The following is a 16905-nucleotide window of genomic DNA, read 5'->3' on the forward strand; positions in this document are numbered from 1 at the left end:
AGCGAGCGGCCAATGGGTGATGACTGCGGTGCTTGGCTGAAGTGGTCATGCCGCTTTCGGAGGGGCTCGGGCGTCGAAAGCCGAGCGCGGCAACGGCCGGCGCTCGAGCGCACGACGGCCACAACAGCGGCAGCAGTCGATTTCGATGCCGGTCAGGATGCGGATCACTTCGCGCCACTTGGCGGCGCGCAGAGGGTTGGAGGAGCTGGGCGAAGCGGTGGGGTTCGGAGCGGATTTGGCCGGTAGTAGCTGTCGCGCGGTTTCGAGTCGGCCGGTGGCGTGGCTCGCCGACACCAGCCCGTAGTGTCGGATCTTGGTGAAGCCGGGCGGCAGGATGTGGCGAAGCCAGCGCATGAGGAATGCGACGCCGTCGAGCGTGATGTGCTCGCCACTCTTGGTGCGGAAAGTGACGCCGCGCTGGTCCATCGCGAGGAGTCGGTGGTTGGAGATGGCGACGCGGTGAGTGTACTGGCCGAGGTAGGTGATCACCTGGGCGGCGCCGCCGAAGGGGCGTTTGCAGTAGACGTTCCAGCTCTTGCGATGAAGGCCCGCAACGAGCGCGGCGAAACGGGTGGGGTCGCCGATGCGCAACGTGCCGGAGCGGGCGGCCCGCGTGAGGGCGTCGAGCATCTTTCCGCGGAACAGCCGACCCATGACGTGGACGGGAAAGAGGAAGTCGCGGCGGGCAGAGATCCAGCGAGAGCCGTCCGGGCTGAGCGCACCTCCGGTCACGATACAGTGCAGGTGCGGATGGTATTCGAGCTTCTGCGTCCACGTGTGCAACACCGCCGTCACGCCGAGCTCGCCGCCGCAACGCTTGGGATCCACGCCGAGCTGGAGCAGCGTGGCGGATGCACAACGGAAGAGCAGGTCGTAGACGATTCTCGGACTGGCGAGAGCCAGACCGCGCAACTGAGCGGGCAGTGTGAAGACGACGTGGAAATAGTGGATCGGCAGTACGCGCTCCAACCGCCCGGCGATCCACTTCGCCTGCGCCACCGCCGGGCACTTCGGGCAGTGCCGGTTGTGACATGAGTCGTACGAAGGATCGCTGACGAAGCCACAGTCGAGACACACGTTGACGTGCCCACCGAGGGCGGCCGTTCGGCAACGTGCTACGGCGTCGAGGACAGCGCGCTCGGCGAGGGTCAGTGCATGTTGTTGCTCGTGGACCGGCCGGAACGCGCGAACGACATCCGCGAGCTCCAGCGACGGCCTGCCTTCCTGTGCTGGCTCCGGCGAGCGAGCACAAGGGCCATGCTGGCGCATGCCCGGCTACCCGGCGCGCCGACTTCGAGACCGCTTCTTTCTGGGCACCGGCGAGGCCGTCTTGCGCAGCCGGTCCGCTGGGCTCTTGGTCCTCCGAATCATTACCGGGCTGACCTGCGCGTAGCGAGCGGTCGTGCTGATGGAGGCGTGACCGAGCAGGACCTGCAACGTGCGCAGATCGGTCCCGGTCTCGAGCAGATGCGTGGCGAAGGCATGGCGCAGGACATGAGGGTGCACGTGCTTTTCGAGCCCTGCGCGGACCGCCGCCCGCGCCAACGCCTTGCCCACGGTGTCCCGGCACAGGACGCGGCCCGGTGTCTTCCCAGGAAACAGCTCGGGACCCGGCGGTTGCTCTTGCCTCCAGTACGCACGGAGCGTTTGCAGCACGAGCTTGGGCAACATCGTGTAGCGGTCACGCTGACCTTTGCCTTGCCTGATGTGAATCACCATGCGACGGCTGTCGATGTCCGCAACTCGCAAGTTGAGCACCTCGTTGATCCGCAGGCCGGCCCCATACGCCGTCATCACGATCGCCTGCATTCTGAGCGACCCCAGCTCACCGAGCAGTTGCTCGATCTCGTCGCCGCTCAGGATGGCCGGCAGTCGATGCGGCACGCGCATCTGCTGGATCCAAGCGACCTCTTCCGGTCGCTCCAGGGTGTGCGCATAGAGAAACTTCAGCGCCGCGGCGTCAGACGTTGTACGTCGATGGCGAGCGCTTCAGGTCCTCGACCAGGTGCAGCAAGAAGTCTCAATTTCGGCCTTGCCCATCAGCGTCGGTGACTTGCCGTGGTGCCTCACGAAAACTTCGGCGCAACGCAGATAGGTCTTGAGCGTGTTGGCGCAAAGACCGCGCAGCCTGATGTCCTCGGCCATTTTGTTTCGCAGCTGTCCCATGCTTCAACTCCGGTGTTGGCGCACCCGGCCATCGGGCGCGCGATCACCAGGATCGCCGACGAACACAGCGTGGCGCCGCTCATGCTCGAGCCGGCAGGAATCAAGCCGCGATGCGACGTCGCCGCGGGCAGCCGCTCAGACGCTGCCCGTCACGTGGCGCTACTCCTGCCGCGCCAGCGGCTTCGTCCAACGGGGCACGCGTTGACCCGCGAGCGCCGTGGCTCATCGTATCAGACGGCAAGGCGTGAACGCACGCGGGCGAGTGCCGCATCAGAGTGGTCGCCCGCGGGCGCGGAACGGACGGTAAAACTCGCCACGACCGGCGCTCGGCGGGTCGAACGCGAGTTATACCGTGGTGGAGCCACGGTTGTTCGGGGCGCGGAGACCGTGGGCGCCACCGTGCGGCGTGGCGCCGTGATCTCGGAGCTCGGGTGCCAGCGCGCGGGGCTTCTGTTCACCGCGCCACGGTCGACACGACGCGTGGGGTCGCGCGCGGCGCTTGGGCGAAGGACTCTGAGACCGCAGCGCGGCAAAGACAGTCGGCAAGGCGCTGATGATCTTGCGTGATCGTTTCCGGTCAGAAGACAGCGGTATAACGGGGCACGCGTTGACCCGCGAGCGCCGTGGCTCATCGTAACAGACGGCAAGGCGTGAACGCACGCGGGCGAGTGCCGAAGACAGAGTGGTCGCCCGCGGGCGCGGAACGGACGGTGAAACTCGCCACGACCGGCGCTCGGCGGGTCCAACGCGAGTTATACCGTGGTGGAACCACGGTTGTTCTGGGCGCGGAGACCGTGAGCGCTACCGTGCGGCGCGGCGCCGTGATCTCGGAGCTCGGATCCAGCTCGCCCGGCCTCTGGTTGATCGTCTCAGTCGGCAAGGCGTTGGCGGTCTTGGGCGCAGCGCGGTTGTTCAACAGCCGGCGCGTTCTCGAGCGCGACCACGGTCGGGGTCGACAAGGCGCGACCGGACGCGTGAGAGACCGTCGACTTCGACAGTCGGCTCGGCGCTGTGGTCTTGGCCGCGCTGCCCGGAAGCGGAGGAACTCTGAGACCGCAGCGCGGCAAAGACAGCCGGCACGGCGCTGCTGATCTTGCGTGATCGTTTCCGGTCAGAACACAGCGGTATAACGGCACACGCATTCACCCGCGAGCGCCGAGCGTCAAGTCGTCAGTCGGCACGGCGCTGCAGACGCGGGCGAGTGCCGCATCAGAATGTTCGCCCGCGGAAGCGGAACGGACGGTGAAGTCGGCATGGCCGGCGCTCGGCGGGTGGAATGCGAGTTAGACCGCAGCACCCATGCGGTTACACGAGCGGCAGGTATCGGTCCGGCTGGGAGCCCTTCTGGTGGGTGTAGTGGCCGTCGCCTCGCACCGCCAAGACCCTCCCACTGGGTTCGTAGAGGGTCCAGAGGTCGCCGTCACTCTGTGCGTCGAACCGGCGTACGCTCAGACGAGCCCCGAGATCGAAGGTGAACTCGGTCTTGGCGTTGCGCGGGTCGACGGCGACGCTTTCCAATCGCTGCCCATCGAGAAGTCCAATTGCTCGCTCGATTACCCGGCGCGACGAAGCGCCGGTGACCGGTTTGGCGCCGCGGACTGCGAGTTTCCAGAAAGCGCAATAGACCCAGAGCCACCACTGACCGCGAACAACTACAAGGCGACGCGCCAGAAGGAGACGCACCTTCGTGGATGGTGCGCGAGTCGACCGGGGTTCGCGAACGATGAGGTGGGGGCGGCCAAAGTTCAGCGAGAGGTTGAGCTGGGGATCCCAGTGAACACCCCAGCATGGGAGGCCGACGACTCGACGGAATGACTTCTCGATCACGTTTGGCGCTCGGAGGTCGGTCTAACGAGACACACGTTCACCCGCGAACGCCGAGCGTCAAGTCATCAGGCGGCGAGGCGCCACAGCCGCGGGCGAGTGCCGCATCAGTGTGTTCGCCCGCGGGCGTGGAACGGACGGTGAAATCGGCCAGACCGGCGTTCGGCGGGTGCAACGTGAGTTATACAATTCCTGGAACTTCGGTGGTCCAGAGGCACGGAGGGGACCTAGCGCGCCCAGAGCGTCGTGGGACACTAGAGCGGGATGCGGTTGCGTGCGCCAGCCTTCGCTCTGGGTCTCTTCGTCTACGCCTGTGGGACGAGCGCCACCGTCCGTCTCCACCGCGGCGGCGAAGTCCAGGGAAGAATCGCTGAAGCTCGGCCGGGGTACGTGGTGATCGAAGAGAACGACGGTCGGCGACTCGCCGTTCCCCGACGCGAGGTGGCCGACGTGCGTCATCCGGGGACGCCCGCGATGGTCATGGGCGGCGCGGTGACGGTCCTGTCCATACCCCTGGTGGCGGCCACGGCCTTCGAGTGTGGAGGCCCGGACGAGGGTGGGTTCATGGGGAACGACTGCGAGAAGGCGCGCGCCACCGTCCTCATCCCCGCGGTCGCGCTTCTCGGAACGGGCATTGGAATGGTCGTGTGGGGCCTGACGACGTACGAGGGCTCGCGCGCTCGGGCGGAGGGCACACACGACGACGCACCCACTCTGGCCCCGCGTTCGGCGCCAGAGGGCGAGTGGCGACCGCCGTTCTGAGCAGAAGCACGCTCGGCGAGGCTGGACAGATCATCCGCGGCGCGGCGCTGCGGGTCGGTCGCGCTGCCTTTCCCGGTCGGAACAAGTTGGATAACGAGACACACGTTCACCCGCGAACGCCGAGCGTCAAGTCGTCAGTCGGCAAGGCGCCACAGACGCGGGCGGTGCCGCATCAGTTTGGTCGCCCGCGGAAGCGGAACGGACGGTGAAGTCGGCAAGACTGGCGTTCGGCGGGTGGAACGTGAGTTATCCGGCGACCGACAGGAGCCCGGCCGACTCAGCGGACGAGGTGGGGCCCGCGAGTCTCCTAGCACGGTACAATCGTCGCCGTATGCCTCCGGAGAAGTTCAACTTCAGGCTTCGCTTTCACCTCCGCGAGGGCGACTGCATCGCCTCTGACGAAGTGGAGATCCTGATTGTAGAGGACCAGGACCGCGGCCAGCTCACGGTTCGATCTGGCGGACGTGGGCGGCCGCTGAGGAGCCAGCCGAGCGCTCTGCTTGTCGGACAAGGCTACGATGACCGGCGGGCCGCACTTCGGGCTGCGGACAACGCCAAGTCTGCCCTTCTGGTATGGGCGGTCGGAAGAAGAATTGGGGTGAACATCGGACACCGCCTGGGGTGGTCGCGCGGGGTTGAAGGACCTGCAGGAGACGCCGCGCACACTGATGGCATCGACGTGTACGAGGACGGGGAGAAAGGAGGCATCACTGGGCTGATGAAACTTGACGCTGCGGTCGGCACGAACGCGGAAGCGTTTGTTTCAACAGTGCGGCACGAGTTCCTCCGCGACACAGTTTTGAGCGAGAAACAACGATTGGCAGCGGAGCTCTACTGCCAATCCTTCTTCGACCTATCGCGGCGCAGCCGCTTTATTACTCTCGTGACGGCCGTCGAGGCCTTGCTGGAACCGCCGCAGCGCGACGCGGCGGCGCAGTCATTGGTGGCGCAGTTGGAGGCTGCGGTCAGATCCGCGAGCGTATCGACAGAGGTGCGGGACTCGATGCTGGGCAGCCTGCACTGGCTCAACAACGATTCAATCGGGCAAACAGGTCGCGCGCTCTGTCGACGCCTCTTGCATGGGCGCAATTTCTTGGGCAAGGCGCCGGACAAGTTCTTCGCGGAGTGCTACGCAGCGCGGAGCCAGATACTACACAATGGCAGCCCCAAGAATCAGACGGTGGACATGGTCGAACTGGCCGACGCCGCGTCCTGTTTCGTTTCCGCCCTGCTCATCGCTTCATTTCGGGAGTGCGCGGCAAACACGTCCGGATAACGGAACCACGTTCACCCGCGAGCGCCGAGCGTCAAGTCGTCAGTCGGCATGGCGCTTCAGACGCGGGCGAGTGCCGCATCAGTTTGGTCGCCCGCGGAAGCGGAACGGACGGTGAAGTCGGCAGGGCCGGCGTTCGGCGGGTGCAACGTGAGTTATGCGGCGGCGCGCGACTGGGGAATGTGCGCTACTTCGTCGCGTAGCAGGTCGCTCCGTTCCAGGTGAAGCTGGAAGCGGTCAGGGCTGCGGGAAAGCAACCGCCCGGTCCGCAGATTTGGTTGAGCTCGCAGTCGATAACGTATTCGGTGGTGGGGCCGCCGAACTGCACGATGTGGCCGGCACATCCCTTTGAATTCTGCGATTCCACCTGAAAGTCGACGGACTCGATACCGGGCTTTGAACAGACAAACGAAACGTGCGCGCATACCTCACAGACCGGAGGACCACCCTGGTCTGCGCCTGCCGCATTGTCGGAGTCGAGACTGCCGGAGTCGCCTGCGATACCAGCGGATCCCGCGACGCCGCCGGTGCCGGCCTGGGTTCCGCCGGCTCCAGCGCCACCAATGCCCCCCGTGCTACCGGGTGCGCCTGCATCGGTGTTGCCACCGCACGCAGACATTGCGGCCGTGCCGAGGCACGCGACGAACACGAGGGTTGAGGAGAGGTGTGTCACGGGAGGGCGAGGAAGCACGACTCATGCCCGTGAAATGGCGCAGCGTGTGCCACGCAGCCTTAGTCCGAATAACGAATTTGCGCTCAGCAGCGAGCGCCGGAGAACATCGTAGCAGAGCGCGAGGCGCCGCAGAGGCGGGCGAGTGCCAAAGACAGAGTGGTCGCCCGCCGCCGCGGAACGGACGGTGAAATTCGCCACTACCGGCGCTCGTCTGCTGCAGCGTCAAGTTATGCGGCCCTGAGCGCATGGTCGGCGCAAGCCGGGTCAACCCGCGGGCGGTGCACGCTCTGGGTGCTTGTCGGGCAGAAAGGCGATCGCGATCATGCCGATCGGGCCAAGCAGGCACCACAACGGGCTCTGACCCTTTGCAGCGGCGAGGACGCCGACTGCAATGACCATGATGACCCACCCAATGTTGACCAGAATCAGCGCGCCGCCAGAGCCGAGCGCCAGTGTGGCGAGAACGATGGCAAGCCCAGCGAGGAGTGCGGAGCTTCCGATTTGCTTGTGTGGCGCACGCACGAGCGAAACTCTGGTGTTCTGGTCCGAATAACGAGACACACGTTCACCCGCGAACGCCGAGGAACATCGTAACAGAGCGCGGGGCGTGAACGCACGCGGGCGCGTGCCGCATCAGAATGTTCGCCCGCGGGCGCGGGACGGACGGTGAAGTCGGCAAGACCGGCGTTCGGCGGGTGCAACGTGAGTTATGCGGCGGCGTGTCGGCAAGCCGTGTGTGAGAGCATTCTCAATCCGTTTCTTGCCAGCGAGAGGTCAGGCCACCGCACTCGACGAACTCGACTTCGCCCGCGTCTGTGCCTGCGACAACCACCACGGGTGCCCGGGTGGCTGCATGCATTCGATAGCCAGTTTCGTGGACGGACAGATCGGAAGTCAGCGCGCAACATGCAACGTCCTGGCGGGCTTTCCACTCGGCAATCGCGTCGCCGGTGCCGGCGGAGGCGACGCGAACCGAGCTGTCTGCACCGGCCGACGCGAGGTACGTCCCGGATTCGTCGATTGCGAGCGAGCGGACAGCGCCGGGGTGCGCTTGGACTTGGAACAGCAGAGCGCCGTCATCAAGATCCCAGGGCCGTCAACAACCCCTCGCGTCGCCGATCGCCACCAGTGTGCCTGCCCGCGGAACCGCCAAGCGCAAGGGCGGTTCGAGCCCGCTCTCGATGCTGACCCGAGGAGCGCGCTGCTCGGCGGTCCAGACCTCGAGGGCGCCGTTTTCGGTCAGCGTGAGAACGGTGCGCTCGCGAGAGCACACTGCCGTACAGAATTGCCGCCCAGAGTCGCGGAGCTCGACCGGTGGAGCGGCGCCTCCGAGGTCAAGAACCCGCAGGACGTGCCGGTCGAAGCTCCGCAAGACCGCGAACGGGCGCTCCGCGACCGCGCAGAGGGCGATGATCCGCATGACGCGAGGGCTCGACGCAACAATTCGCGACACCTCCCCACCGAGGTCCGACACACGCACGGTGCGATCATCGCTGGCCGTGATGACTTGGCGCCCACCCGATGCAAAGAGCACCGAGGTGACGGGCCCACTGTGCAACGCCAGCGTCGTGTGTGACTCCGCAGAATCAACCTCCCAGAGAGAAAGCGAGCCGTCCGCGTGGCCCGTCGCCGCGCGACGGGACTCGGGCTCAAGCGCGACGCAGGACACCGCGCTGGCGCTGCCGGATGGTACAGAGCTTGCCCGGCGGCCATGGCGCAGATTCTACCCGGCCTTGCGAGCGACCCGACGCCTGGTCGAGTGAATGCGCCCCACGAGCGCTAGGCCTGGGTGGGTCATTCTGTTTGGCCGCATAACGGATGCGCGTTCACCCGCGAACGCGCGAGATCATCGTATCAGACGGCAGGGCATTTTCGAGGCCGGCGCGTGCCGTAGAAAATTGGGCGCCGGCCGCCGCGGAACGGACGGTGAAGTCGGCAAGACCCGCGTTCGGCGGGTGGAACGCGAGTTATGCCGTGCGTCGGTGGTTCAGGGAGCGGAGCCGTGGGCGCTACCGCGCGGCGCGGCGCCGTGATCTCGGAGCTCGGCGCCAGCTTGCCCGGCTTCTGCTGAACGGCTCCGGTCGGCAAGGCGCTGGCGGTCTTGGGCGCAGCGCGATTGTTCAACAGCCGGCTCGTCTTCGAGCGCGATCACGGTCGGGGTCGTCATGGCGCGACCGGACGCGGAGAGACTTCCGACTCAACAGCCCGCCCGGCGCCGTGGGCTCGGCCGCGCTGCCCCGCTCCTCAAAGCGGAGGAACTCTGAATCTGAGACCGCAAAGACAGTCGGCAAGGCGCCGTGGTCTCGCGAGACACCGGCATAACGAGACACGTTCACCCGCGAACGCCGAGCGTCAAGTCGTCAGTCGGCAAGGCGCTGCATACGCGGGCGAGTGCCGCATCAGAATGTTCGCCCGCGGAAGCGGAACGGACGGTGAAGTCGGCAGGGCCGGCGTTCGGCGGGTGCAACGTGAGTTATGCAGGGCACGGCACACCGAGATCAGATCTGCGTCTGGTCCGGGCTATCAGTAGTACTTCGTCGCGGCCATCGAGATTCCAAAGCCGGCGCCGCCAAGGACCAACGCGCCTGCCGCCGTGCCGCACCCGCCACAGCCGCCGGAATCCACCGGATCCCTCTCGGGGTCCCTCCGCGACCACCGGTACTCCAGGTACGTGCCGAGTACCGCGCCCGCGAGCGCCGACGCCGCGAAGGTTCCCAACACGATGAAGGTGCGGCCGCTGTCCCTCTGAACGACGTCAACGCGGCGGACGTCGACGAGTTCCGCGGACCGCCGGTCAAAGAACAGCTGGCCATCGCGAACGGATGCCTTGAACGGCGGGCGAAGCGTCTCGACTTGTTCATATCCGTCGCCGCCGATCACGACGCGGGCTTCTTTGAACGTGCCGTCTATTGACGCGGAGTCGCCGCGGAATGTTCTCACAGTGACCGGCGCGCGGCCGGGACCGTGCTCGTCGAGTCGAGCGAGCTCTGGCCCCGGCACCTGCGCGACGCGGAAGCAACCCGTCAGGCAGAACACGGGAAGGAGGAACCGACCGCGCACCGAAGAAGGATAGCACTCGAGATGCACTGCGGGTCGCTCCTCCCGCGCGGCAGCGGCTGCATAACGAGACACACGTTCACCCGCGAACGCCGAGCGTCAAGTCGTCAGTCGGCAAGGCGCTACAGACGCGGGCGAGTGCCGCTTCAGTGTGGTCGCCCGCGGGCGCGGAACGGACGGCGAAGTCGACAAGACCGGCGTTCGGCGGGTGCAACGTGAGTTATGCGGCAATTCGTGGCGATCGCGACGTGATGTCGCGAGGCGTATCATCTCGTGTGACCCAATGGTCCGGGCTCGCGTCCTCACGATCGCATTGCTTGCGGTGATCGCCCTCGGGGTGGCGGCCACGTTCGGGTTGATGAGAACGGCGCAGACACCCGCGCGGGTCCCGACGAGCTCAATGGAGGGCCTCGACGACGTGGACTTTGAGGAACGCTCCGCTTCGCCCAGCCCGGGCGAGCGCGAGCTTGAGGAAGAGATCGAAGCGCGTCGCGCGATTCGCGACCAGGGCCTTGATGCGGGCCTCGGCGAGGTGAAGAAGATGGTGAGGGTGAAGGACAACCTGAAGAAACACTGGCAGACCGGAGGACTCCCCAACGAGGGCGACCGCCGAATGCTCCGCCACCTTTGCCAGAGGCTGGGCGACCCGAGTTGCAGCCAATTGCCGTTGGCCGAATAACGAATTTGCGCTCAGCAGCGAGCGCCGGAGAACATCGTAGCAGAGCGCGGGGCGCCGCAGAGGCGGGCGAGTGCCGAAGACAGAGTGGTCGCCCGCCGGCGCGGAACGGACGGTGAAACTCGCCTGACCGGCGCTCGTCTGCTGCAGCGTCAAGTTATGCAGCGCCCGCGAGCTCTCAGAGCGGAGCGCCTAGGAAGCACTCCGATCGCCTGGAGTCGGGCGCGGGCGAGTGCGTCATCCGTCGAGTGGACGGGCGTCACCACGGCCGAAGCGTACTCGATGGCGCCCGAGCGACGTCGTTCTGGGTCTCCGCCAGCGTTCCCAGCAGCATATGGATCCTCGACACGCCGCTCGGCTGCAGCGTGCTTTCCGTCGGATTCCGCGGCGCGCTTAAGGAGATCCTCCTTCGCTACGGCGCCACGACGGGCGAGATCGGCAACGCTTGGCCCCAGGCCGAATCCGGTGCGGCGGCGGAGTCGGGTGGATCGCCGTGGTCACGCACTTGCACACCGCCGCGCGGGCGTTGGTTGGCGCGCCGCCGCGCGCGCGAAATGCGCGGCCGCGTCTTTTATCTGGTGGGACCCTCGCGCAGGAGCAGGTATCCCAACATCAGCTCGGGAGAAGCGCCCTCTGGAGCAATGCGTTGTGCGTGTCTGACGTCATCAAGGGCGCTGTCGAATGCGCCCGCGATGAACCTCCACGCGCGCGCCAAATACACATCTGGTGAGGAATCCGGTGCTTGCCGGATCGACTCGTTCAGGATCTTCTGGGCGCGGCCAAGGTCGCCGGTGGCGACAACCACAGTACCCTGCAGCGAAAGGAAGAGCGCGCGTCGTTCCCCATTCGTGGATTCCGCACCGTGCCGCGCGACTGTTTCGGCTTTCGAGTACTCACCAAGTTGAAGCAGTGCCTGGGCTGCGACCGCGCGCGCCGCATGTTGTCCCCGGCGAGGTCATCAACTGATCGCAGGCCGTCGCGGCGGAGGAGTACCGCCCGGCGGCGAAGTCCGCGGCACTGGGACTGGTCGAAACCGACATCCGCACCTTTCGCCGGGGGTCAGAACGGTTGCACGTGGGAACGCCCAGTAGCACGAGCGGAACGACAAGCGGGCAAGACTTCGCACGAGCGCTTTCTGAACCGGCTGAATAACGAGACACACGTTCACCCGCGAACGCCGAGCGTCAAGTCGTCAGTCGGCAAAGGCGCTGCAGACGCGGGCGAGTGCCGCATCACAATGGTCGCCCGCGGACGTGGAACGGACGGTGAAAACTCGCCTGGCTGGCGTTCGGCGGGTGCAACGTGAGTTATGCAGTGCGTGAAGATCACCGCACCTACCAGAGAGCCTCCCGGTGGTCTTGGGTCTCCAGCGGCTCCCGAATCGAGGAAAGCGGACGGATCAACGGGCCCGAGGGCCACGTTCAGAACGGTGCTCTCGTAGGCCCAGGTCCGATCGAGGCCGTGCCGACCGTTGTGGACGAGGCGGCACCATTGCCCGGGATGGAGACGGATCGCGCGACCGTGCGGGAAGCGAAAGGGCGGTTGGCGTCGCATTTCGCAGAGCGGCACCAGGGCCGCCGCGGGACTCCTTCGTCCACCGCGTGACGAGGGCCTGAACCACCACGGTGCTCATAGCTGCATAACGGCACACGCGTTCACCCGCGAGCGCCGAAGTCCAAAGGTATCAGACGGCAGGGCGCTGCACACGCGGGCGAGTGCCGCATCAGAGTGTTCGCCCGCGGACGCGGAACGGACGGTGAAACTGGCGACAACCGGCGCTCGGCGGGTGGAACGCGAGTTAGGCAGCACCGGCGGCTCGCCGCTGTGGCCCAGAAGCGCCTAAGGGTCAGGCACCCTGCACTCGAGGATGTCGCATCGGAAGTAGCCCGAGGTGCGCGCAGCCTCCAGGACTTCGACTTGGAAGTACAACGGGACATTGCCAAAAACGCACGGAAGGTGGGCGAGTCGGGTGCGGAACTCGTCGCGCGTGAGCCTGCGCGGGATTCTCCACACCGTCCCGTGCTCGTAGGTAGGTTCGACGCACGTCAAGCCAAGCTGAAGAAGCGTGTCCAGGGTTGCGTTGACGTCGCGGACCTCAAGCAGAACGAGGTCGTAGCTCTCGAATTGGTATCCACGGTCGTACAGGGAGAGGTCGCGTTCCACAGGAAAGGCGCTTCCAAGGTTGAAGACCCTGCCCGTCGACTTGTTGATGATGATGCCCTGAGACCCCGCCACGGGTTCCGACCTGTCGCGAAACGGGAAGAACCAGCCATTCTGGAGTTCGCGGATCCCAGGTTCATGAATGACGACGTCGTCCGGCACATGCATGTCGGCAATCGTCCGCGCAGAGGTTTGGTCGAGCACTACGTCTGCCTAACGAGACACACGTTCACCCGCGAACGCCGAGCGTCAAGTCGTCAGTCGGCAAGGCGCTGCAGACGCGGGCGAGTGCCGCATCAGAATGTTCGCCCGCGGAAGCGGGACGGACGGTGAAGTCGGCAAGACCGGCGTTCGGCGGGTGCAACGTGAGTTATGCGGCAGGGTCAGGCACGGCGCACCGGTCCGTTGGCTGCACGGGTCATCTGAGGACCAGCGCGGCGCTGGCAAATGCTCCTGTGGGAGCCTCGCCGATGCTTGTTGCTGCGACTTCGTACTCCCAGGAAGGCGCGGTGATTTTCCTGAAGTCACCGGCGCTAATGCTAATTGACCCGAAGCACCCCACGGTCGGCAAGAGTTGCAGCGCTGCGCTTGGAACGATGAGCTCGCCAGAACCGGTGGGCACTTCGCACTGAATCGTTGTCGATTCGCCGGCATCAACGTTGTCGCAGACCAGGGTCGCTCGAACGGAGGATTTCGGTTCGATCGCCCACTGTATCCCCAGGTCAGTCTCCGTATCGACCTCCAGGGGAAGCGGCATGTCAGGTCCCCAGCTACCCTGCTGAAACGCAGGTTGCTCCAGCAGAAACGGAGGCGGCGCCTCAAGGGCTGCGTTCAATGGAGGACCGATGTCGAAAGTACCGACGACCGCAACCTCCTGTCCGGCGTTCCACGGCGCCTTGGGCCAGAGACCGTACACGGCGGTGTCCTGCCATGTCTCGACAACGGCAATCTCTAATCCCCAAGTCACCGTCACCGTCCCGGTCGCGTTCCAGTCTGGACCGGCGTCGGCGGCCCAGGTGCACGTGGTGATGGCGCAGGCACCGACCAACGAACGGCGGCAGTAGAAGAATTCGGGACTCTTCATCAATGCAACCACGAGGTCGAAGTGGGAACCGGATCTCGCGACGTAGACGTATCCGTTTGGCGGTATGTGGGGCGGGCCATCGACGTGACGAAACCCGCGCTTCTCGCGATCGGTCGTCGTGGTACCGCACCCCAAGAAAGCGCAGGTGAAGGCAAGGAGGACGCAGCGGGCGGACCACCGGAGGGCGCCACCTCCCTCGACGACGGCGTCGGCAGCCATGAGCATGACAGCGCAAGGGGACTTGGTGGTCATTGCCAACGCGGGTTGGGCCGAATAACGACACACGCGTTCACCCGCGAACGCGCGAGGACCATCGTATCAGACGGCAGAGCATTTTCGAGGCCGGCGCGTGCCGCAGACAGAGTGTCGCCGGCCCTTGCGGAACGAACGTGAAAGCCGGCAAGGCGCGCGTTCGGCGGGTGGAACGCGAGTTATACCGTGGTGGAACTTCGGTTGTTCGGGGGCAAGTGACCCGAAGCGTCACCGTGCGGCACGGCGCCATGGGCTCGGAGCTCGGTCACCAGCTCGCGCGGCTTCTGTTCACCGCGCCACGGTCGGCAAGACGCTCGGGGCCGGCCACGACGTTTGGGCAGAGGAACTCTGAGACCGCAGGGAAACAAAACCGATGGAACAGCTTGGTGATCTTGCCGCGACGTCAACCCGTGGAAAGACAGCGGGATAACGAGACACACGTTCACCCGCGAACGCCGAGCGTCAAGTCGTCAGTTGGCGAGGCGCTGCAGACGCGGGCGAGTGCCGCATCAGAATGTTCGCCCGCGGAAGAGGAACGGACGGTGAAGTCGGCAAGGCCGGCGTTCGGCGGGTGCAACGTGAGTTAGGCGGAGCCAGACTTGACTGTCCGAGTGTCCTTGTAGAACGAAAGCGCGAGAACCGGATCGCGGCCGCTATCGATGCGTCGCCAGTTTACGAACGCAGTGCAATCAACGAGGGCCTCGTAGATTTCGGGGCAGCGTTTCACTACGTCATCAACGTGGTCAAGGGCGAGCGTGAGCACCTGGCCGGGCGGGACGTGGATAGACGTCATCCCGGCGCCGGCGTCGTCGAGGGACGTCATGCAGTCGATCCAAGCGTTCATGTTGCGCCCGTAGAACCCAGGAAAGCCAAGAGCCTCAGCGAAAACGTCGTGGAACGATGCCCAGTCGGTAATGCGCGACCCATCGATGTTGACGATCATCGCTGCCGCCTAACGAGACACGCGTTCACCCGCGAACGCGCGAGATCATCGTAACAGAGCGCGGGGCATTTTCGAGGCCGGCGCGTGCCGTAGAAAATTGGGCGCCGGCCGCCGCGGAACGGACGCTGAAGTCGGCAAGACCCGCGTTCGGCGGGTGCAACGCGAGTTATGCCGTGCGACGGTGGTTCAGGGGGCGAAGCCGCGAGCGCCACCGTGCGGCGTGGCGCTTCGAGCTCGGGGCTTGGCGCCAGCTCGCGCGGCTTCTGTTGGCAGGGCGCCGTGGGCTTGGTCGCAGCGCGGTTGCTCAACAGCCGGCTCGTCCTCGAGCGCGACGACGGTCGGGGTCGTCATGGCGCGACCGGACGCGTGAGAGACGTTCGACTTCAACAGCCCGCGCGGCGCCGTGGGCTCGGCCGCGCTGCCTCGAAGCGGAGGAACTCTGAATCTGAAACCGCAAAGACAGTCGGCAAGGCGCCGTGGGGTTCGAAGAACGGCGGCATAACGAGACACACGTTCACCCGCGAACGCCGAGCGTCAAGTCGTCAGTCGGCAAGGCGCGACAGGCGCGGGCGAGTGCCGCATCGAATTGTTCGCCCGCGGAAGCGGAACGGACGTTGAAGTCGGCAAGGCCGGCGTTCGGCGGGTGCAACGTGAGTTAGGCGGCTTCAGGAGCTACTCATACAGGCGGCACCAAAAGCGCGAGCTTGGACCGCAGGTACTCGTGGGCTTCGGGCGGGACGGTCTTGCTCCAGGAGTCGTCCTTCAGCTTTGTGAAAGCGTCGAAGGCGATGTGACGCGTGAGGAATTCTGGCAGCACAAAGGCGCGCACAACGAGAGCGAGATTTTCGTCGGGCAGTCTTGTTGCGATGGCTGCCAGACCGACAGTGCGCGACCGAAACGGCCGTGTCCATTTCGAAGGAGCATCAACGAGACGCTCGAGCTCGCCATACGGGGCACAGCGTAAACGGTGGCACTCGTCGGCTAGGCACTGACTAAGCGCATCATCGATGTCGGTTGCCACGTGTCCGCCTAACGAGACACGCGTTCACCCGCGAACGCGCGAGATCATCGTAACAGAGCGCGGGACATTTTCGAGGCCGGCGCGTGCCGTTGAAAATTGGGCGCCGGCCGCCGCGGGACGGACGGTGAAGTCGGCAAGGCGCGCGTTCGGCGGGTGCAACGCGAGTTATACCGTGGTGGAACCACGGTTGTTCGGGGCGCGGAGACCGTGAGCGCCACCGTTCGGCGCGTCGCCGTGATCTCGGAGCTCCGCTCCAGCTCGCGCGGCTTCTGTCCACCGCGCCACGGTCGACACGACGCGCGGGGTCGCGCGCGGCGCATGGGCGAAGGACTCTGAGACCGCAGCGCGGCAAGGACAGGCGGCAAGGCGCCGTGATCTTGCGTGATGGCTTCCGGTCAGAGGACAGCGGTATAACGAAACCGCGCTCTCCCGCGAGCGCGAGCAACATCTTAGCAGTCGTCTGGGCGTAATCCGAGGCCGGCGTGTGCCGTATCAGAGTGTCGCCGGCCGCCGCGGAACGGACGCTGAAGTCGGCAAGGCCGCGCTCGGCGGGAGGAGCGTCGAGTTAGACAGCGACGGCCAGAGCGGTCGTCAGGGGCACGAGGGCACGCGCGTGGAGTTGTCGAGAGCCACCCACTCGTCACACGACTTCGCGATGCTCTGGAGGAACTTCGGCGCGGCACAAGCGCAACCGTCTGCGCCGCGTGCGCAGCAGTCCTTTGAGGCAGGGCACTTCTCGATTCCATCGGGAATCGGTTCGTCTCCGCACGCGCAGATGTCACCCACGTCGGAGCAAGGCCCATCGTCATTCGAACTGCACGAGAGCACGAGGGCGCCGACGCCAACCAAGAGCGAGATTGAGGACAAGGCAGAAATGGCAGAAGTGGGTCGCATGGGGCTGTCTAACGAGACACACGTTCACCCGCGAACGCCGAGCGTCAAGTCGTCAGTCGGCAAGGCGCGACAGACGCGGGCGAGTGCCGCATCAGAGTGGTCGCCCGCGGAAGCGGAACG

16 protein-coding genes and 1 pseudogene are annotated in these 16905 nt (G+C 65.7%); 3 read left to right on the top strand and 14 right to left on the bottom strand.

Translation table 11 applies throughout. From position 1 onward, the window contains the following. Positions 1-45: 45 nt before the first annotated feature. From IPI67_35700 to IPI67_35715, 4 genes are all read right to left on the bottom strand, one after another. Positions 46-1269: an IS91 family transposase gene (locus tag IPI67_35700; protein ID MBK7585518.1), complete on the bottom strand. Its 1224-nt coding sequence runs from the start codon at positions 1267-1269 to the stop codon at positions 46-48. Between the two features lie 6 nt (positions 1270-1275). Further along, the gene (locus tag IPI67_35705; protein MBK7585519.1) at positions 1276-1890 is read right to left on the bottom strand and encodes a tyrosine-type recombinase/integrase; all 615 of its coding nucleotides are present in this window, start codon (positions 1888-1890) and stop codon (positions 1276-1278) included. 99 nt (positions 1891-1989) lie between these two features. Continuing rightward, the gene (locus IPI67_35710; GenBank protein ID MBK7585520.1) at positions 1990-2166 is read right to left on the bottom strand and encodes a phage integrase N-terminal SAM-like domain-containing protein; all 177 of its coding nucleotides are present in this window, start codon (positions 2164-2166) and stop codon (positions 1990-1992) included. 1305 nt (positions 2167-3471) lie between these two features. After that, the gene (locus IPI67_35715; GenBank protein MBK7585521.1) at positions 3472-3684 is read right to left on the bottom strand and encodes a hypothetical protein; all 213 of its coding nucleotides are present in this window, start codon (positions 3682-3684) and stop codon (positions 3472-3474) included. A 570-nt stretch (positions 3685-4254) separates the two neighbouring features. On the opposite strand from IPI67_35715, the gene IPI67_35720 reads away from it, so the two are divergent. Further along, complete coding sequence (locus IPI67_35720) at positions 4255-4752, top strand: hypothetical protein (protein ID MBK7585522.1); 498 nt, start codon at positions 4255-4257, stop codon at positions 4750-4752. 331 nt (positions 4753-5083) lie between these two features. Next, entirely contained in the window at positions 5084-6028 is a 945-nt protein-coding gene (locus IPI67_35725) for a hypothetical protein (GenBank protein ID MBK7585523.1), read from the top strand. 184 nt (positions 6029-6212) lie between these two features. Here the strand turns inward: IPI67_35725 and IPI67_35730 are convergent, their stop codons facing one another. From IPI67_35730 to IPI67_35750, 5 genes and pseudogenes are all read right to left on the bottom strand, one after another. Further along, on the bottom strand, positions 6213-6698 hold the full coding sequence (locus tag IPI67_35730; GenBank protein ID MBK7585524.1) for a hypothetical protein: 486 nt from the start codon (positions 6696-6698) through the stop codon (positions 6213-6215). Positions 6699-6962: 264 nt separating this feature from the next. After that, a complete protein-coding gene (locus tag IPI67_35735) occupies positions 6963-7220 on the bottom strand; it encodes a hypothetical protein (protein ID MBK7585525.1) in 258 nt (85 codons plus the stop codon). A gap of 574 nt (positions 7221-7794) precedes the next feature. Then, on the bottom strand, positions 7795-8178 hold the full coding sequence (locus tag IPI67_35740; protein ID MBK7585526.1) for a hypothetical protein: 384 nt from the start codon (positions 8176-8178) through the stop codon (positions 7795-7797). Positions 8179-8292: 114 nt separating this feature from the next. Continuing rightward, a pseudogene (locus tag IPI67_35745) lies at positions 8293-8418 on the bottom strand (hypothetical protein). An 803-nt stretch (positions 8419-9221) separates the two neighbouring features. After that, positions 9222-9758: a hypothetical protein gene (locus IPI67_35750; protein ID MBK7585527.1), complete on the bottom strand. Its 537-nt coding sequence runs from the start codon at positions 9756-9758 to the stop codon at positions 9222-9224. A gap of 397 nt (positions 9759-10155) precedes the next feature. On the opposite strand from IPI67_35750, the gene IPI67_35755 reads away from it, so the two are divergent. Continuing rightward, positions 10156-10434 carry a hypothetical protein gene (locus tag IPI67_35755; protein ID MBK7585528.1) on the top strand — a complete coding sequence of 93 codons (279 nt, stop codon included), beginning with the start codon at positions 10156-10158 and terminating at the stop codon, positions 10432-10434. Positions 10435-12270: 1836 nt separating this feature from the next. Here the strand turns inward: IPI67_35755 and IPI67_35760 are convergent. From IPI67_35760 to IPI67_35780, 5 genes are all read right to left on the bottom strand, one after another. Continuing rightward, positions 12271-12795: a hypothetical protein gene (locus IPI67_35760; GenBank protein ID MBK7585529.1), complete on the bottom strand. Its 525-nt coding sequence runs from the start codon at positions 12793-12795 to the stop codon at positions 12271-12273. Between the two features lie 214 nt (positions 12796-13009). Further along, positions 13010-13675, bottom strand: coding sequence for a hypothetical protein (locus IPI67_35765; GenBank protein ID MBK7585530.1), 666 nt, complete (start codon positions 13673-13675; stop codon positions 13010-13012). A gap of 835 nt (positions 13676-14510) precedes the next feature. Continuing rightward, the gene (locus IPI67_35770) at positions 14511-14870 is read right to left on the bottom strand and encodes a barstar family protein (protein ID MBK7585531.1); all 360 of its coding nucleotides are present in this window, start codon (positions 14868-14870) and stop codon (positions 14511-14513) included. A gap of 676 nt (positions 14871-15546) precedes the next feature. Next, the gene (locus IPI67_35775) at positions 15547-15891 is read right to left on the bottom strand and encodes a hypothetical protein (GenBank protein ID MBK7585532.1); all 345 of its coding nucleotides are present in this window, start codon (positions 15889-15891) and stop codon (positions 15547-15549) included. Positions 15892-16482: 591 nt separating this feature from the next. Continuing rightward, a complete protein-coding gene (locus IPI67_35780) occupies positions 16483-16785 on the bottom strand; it encodes a hypothetical protein (GenBank protein ID MBK7585533.1) in 303 nt (100 codons plus the stop codon). Positions 16786-16905: the final 120 nt, after the last annotated feature.

This window comes from Myxococcales bacterium (assembly GCA_016706225.1).
GTDB lineage: Bacteria > Myxococcota_A > Polyangia > Polyangiales > Polyangiaceae > JADJKB01.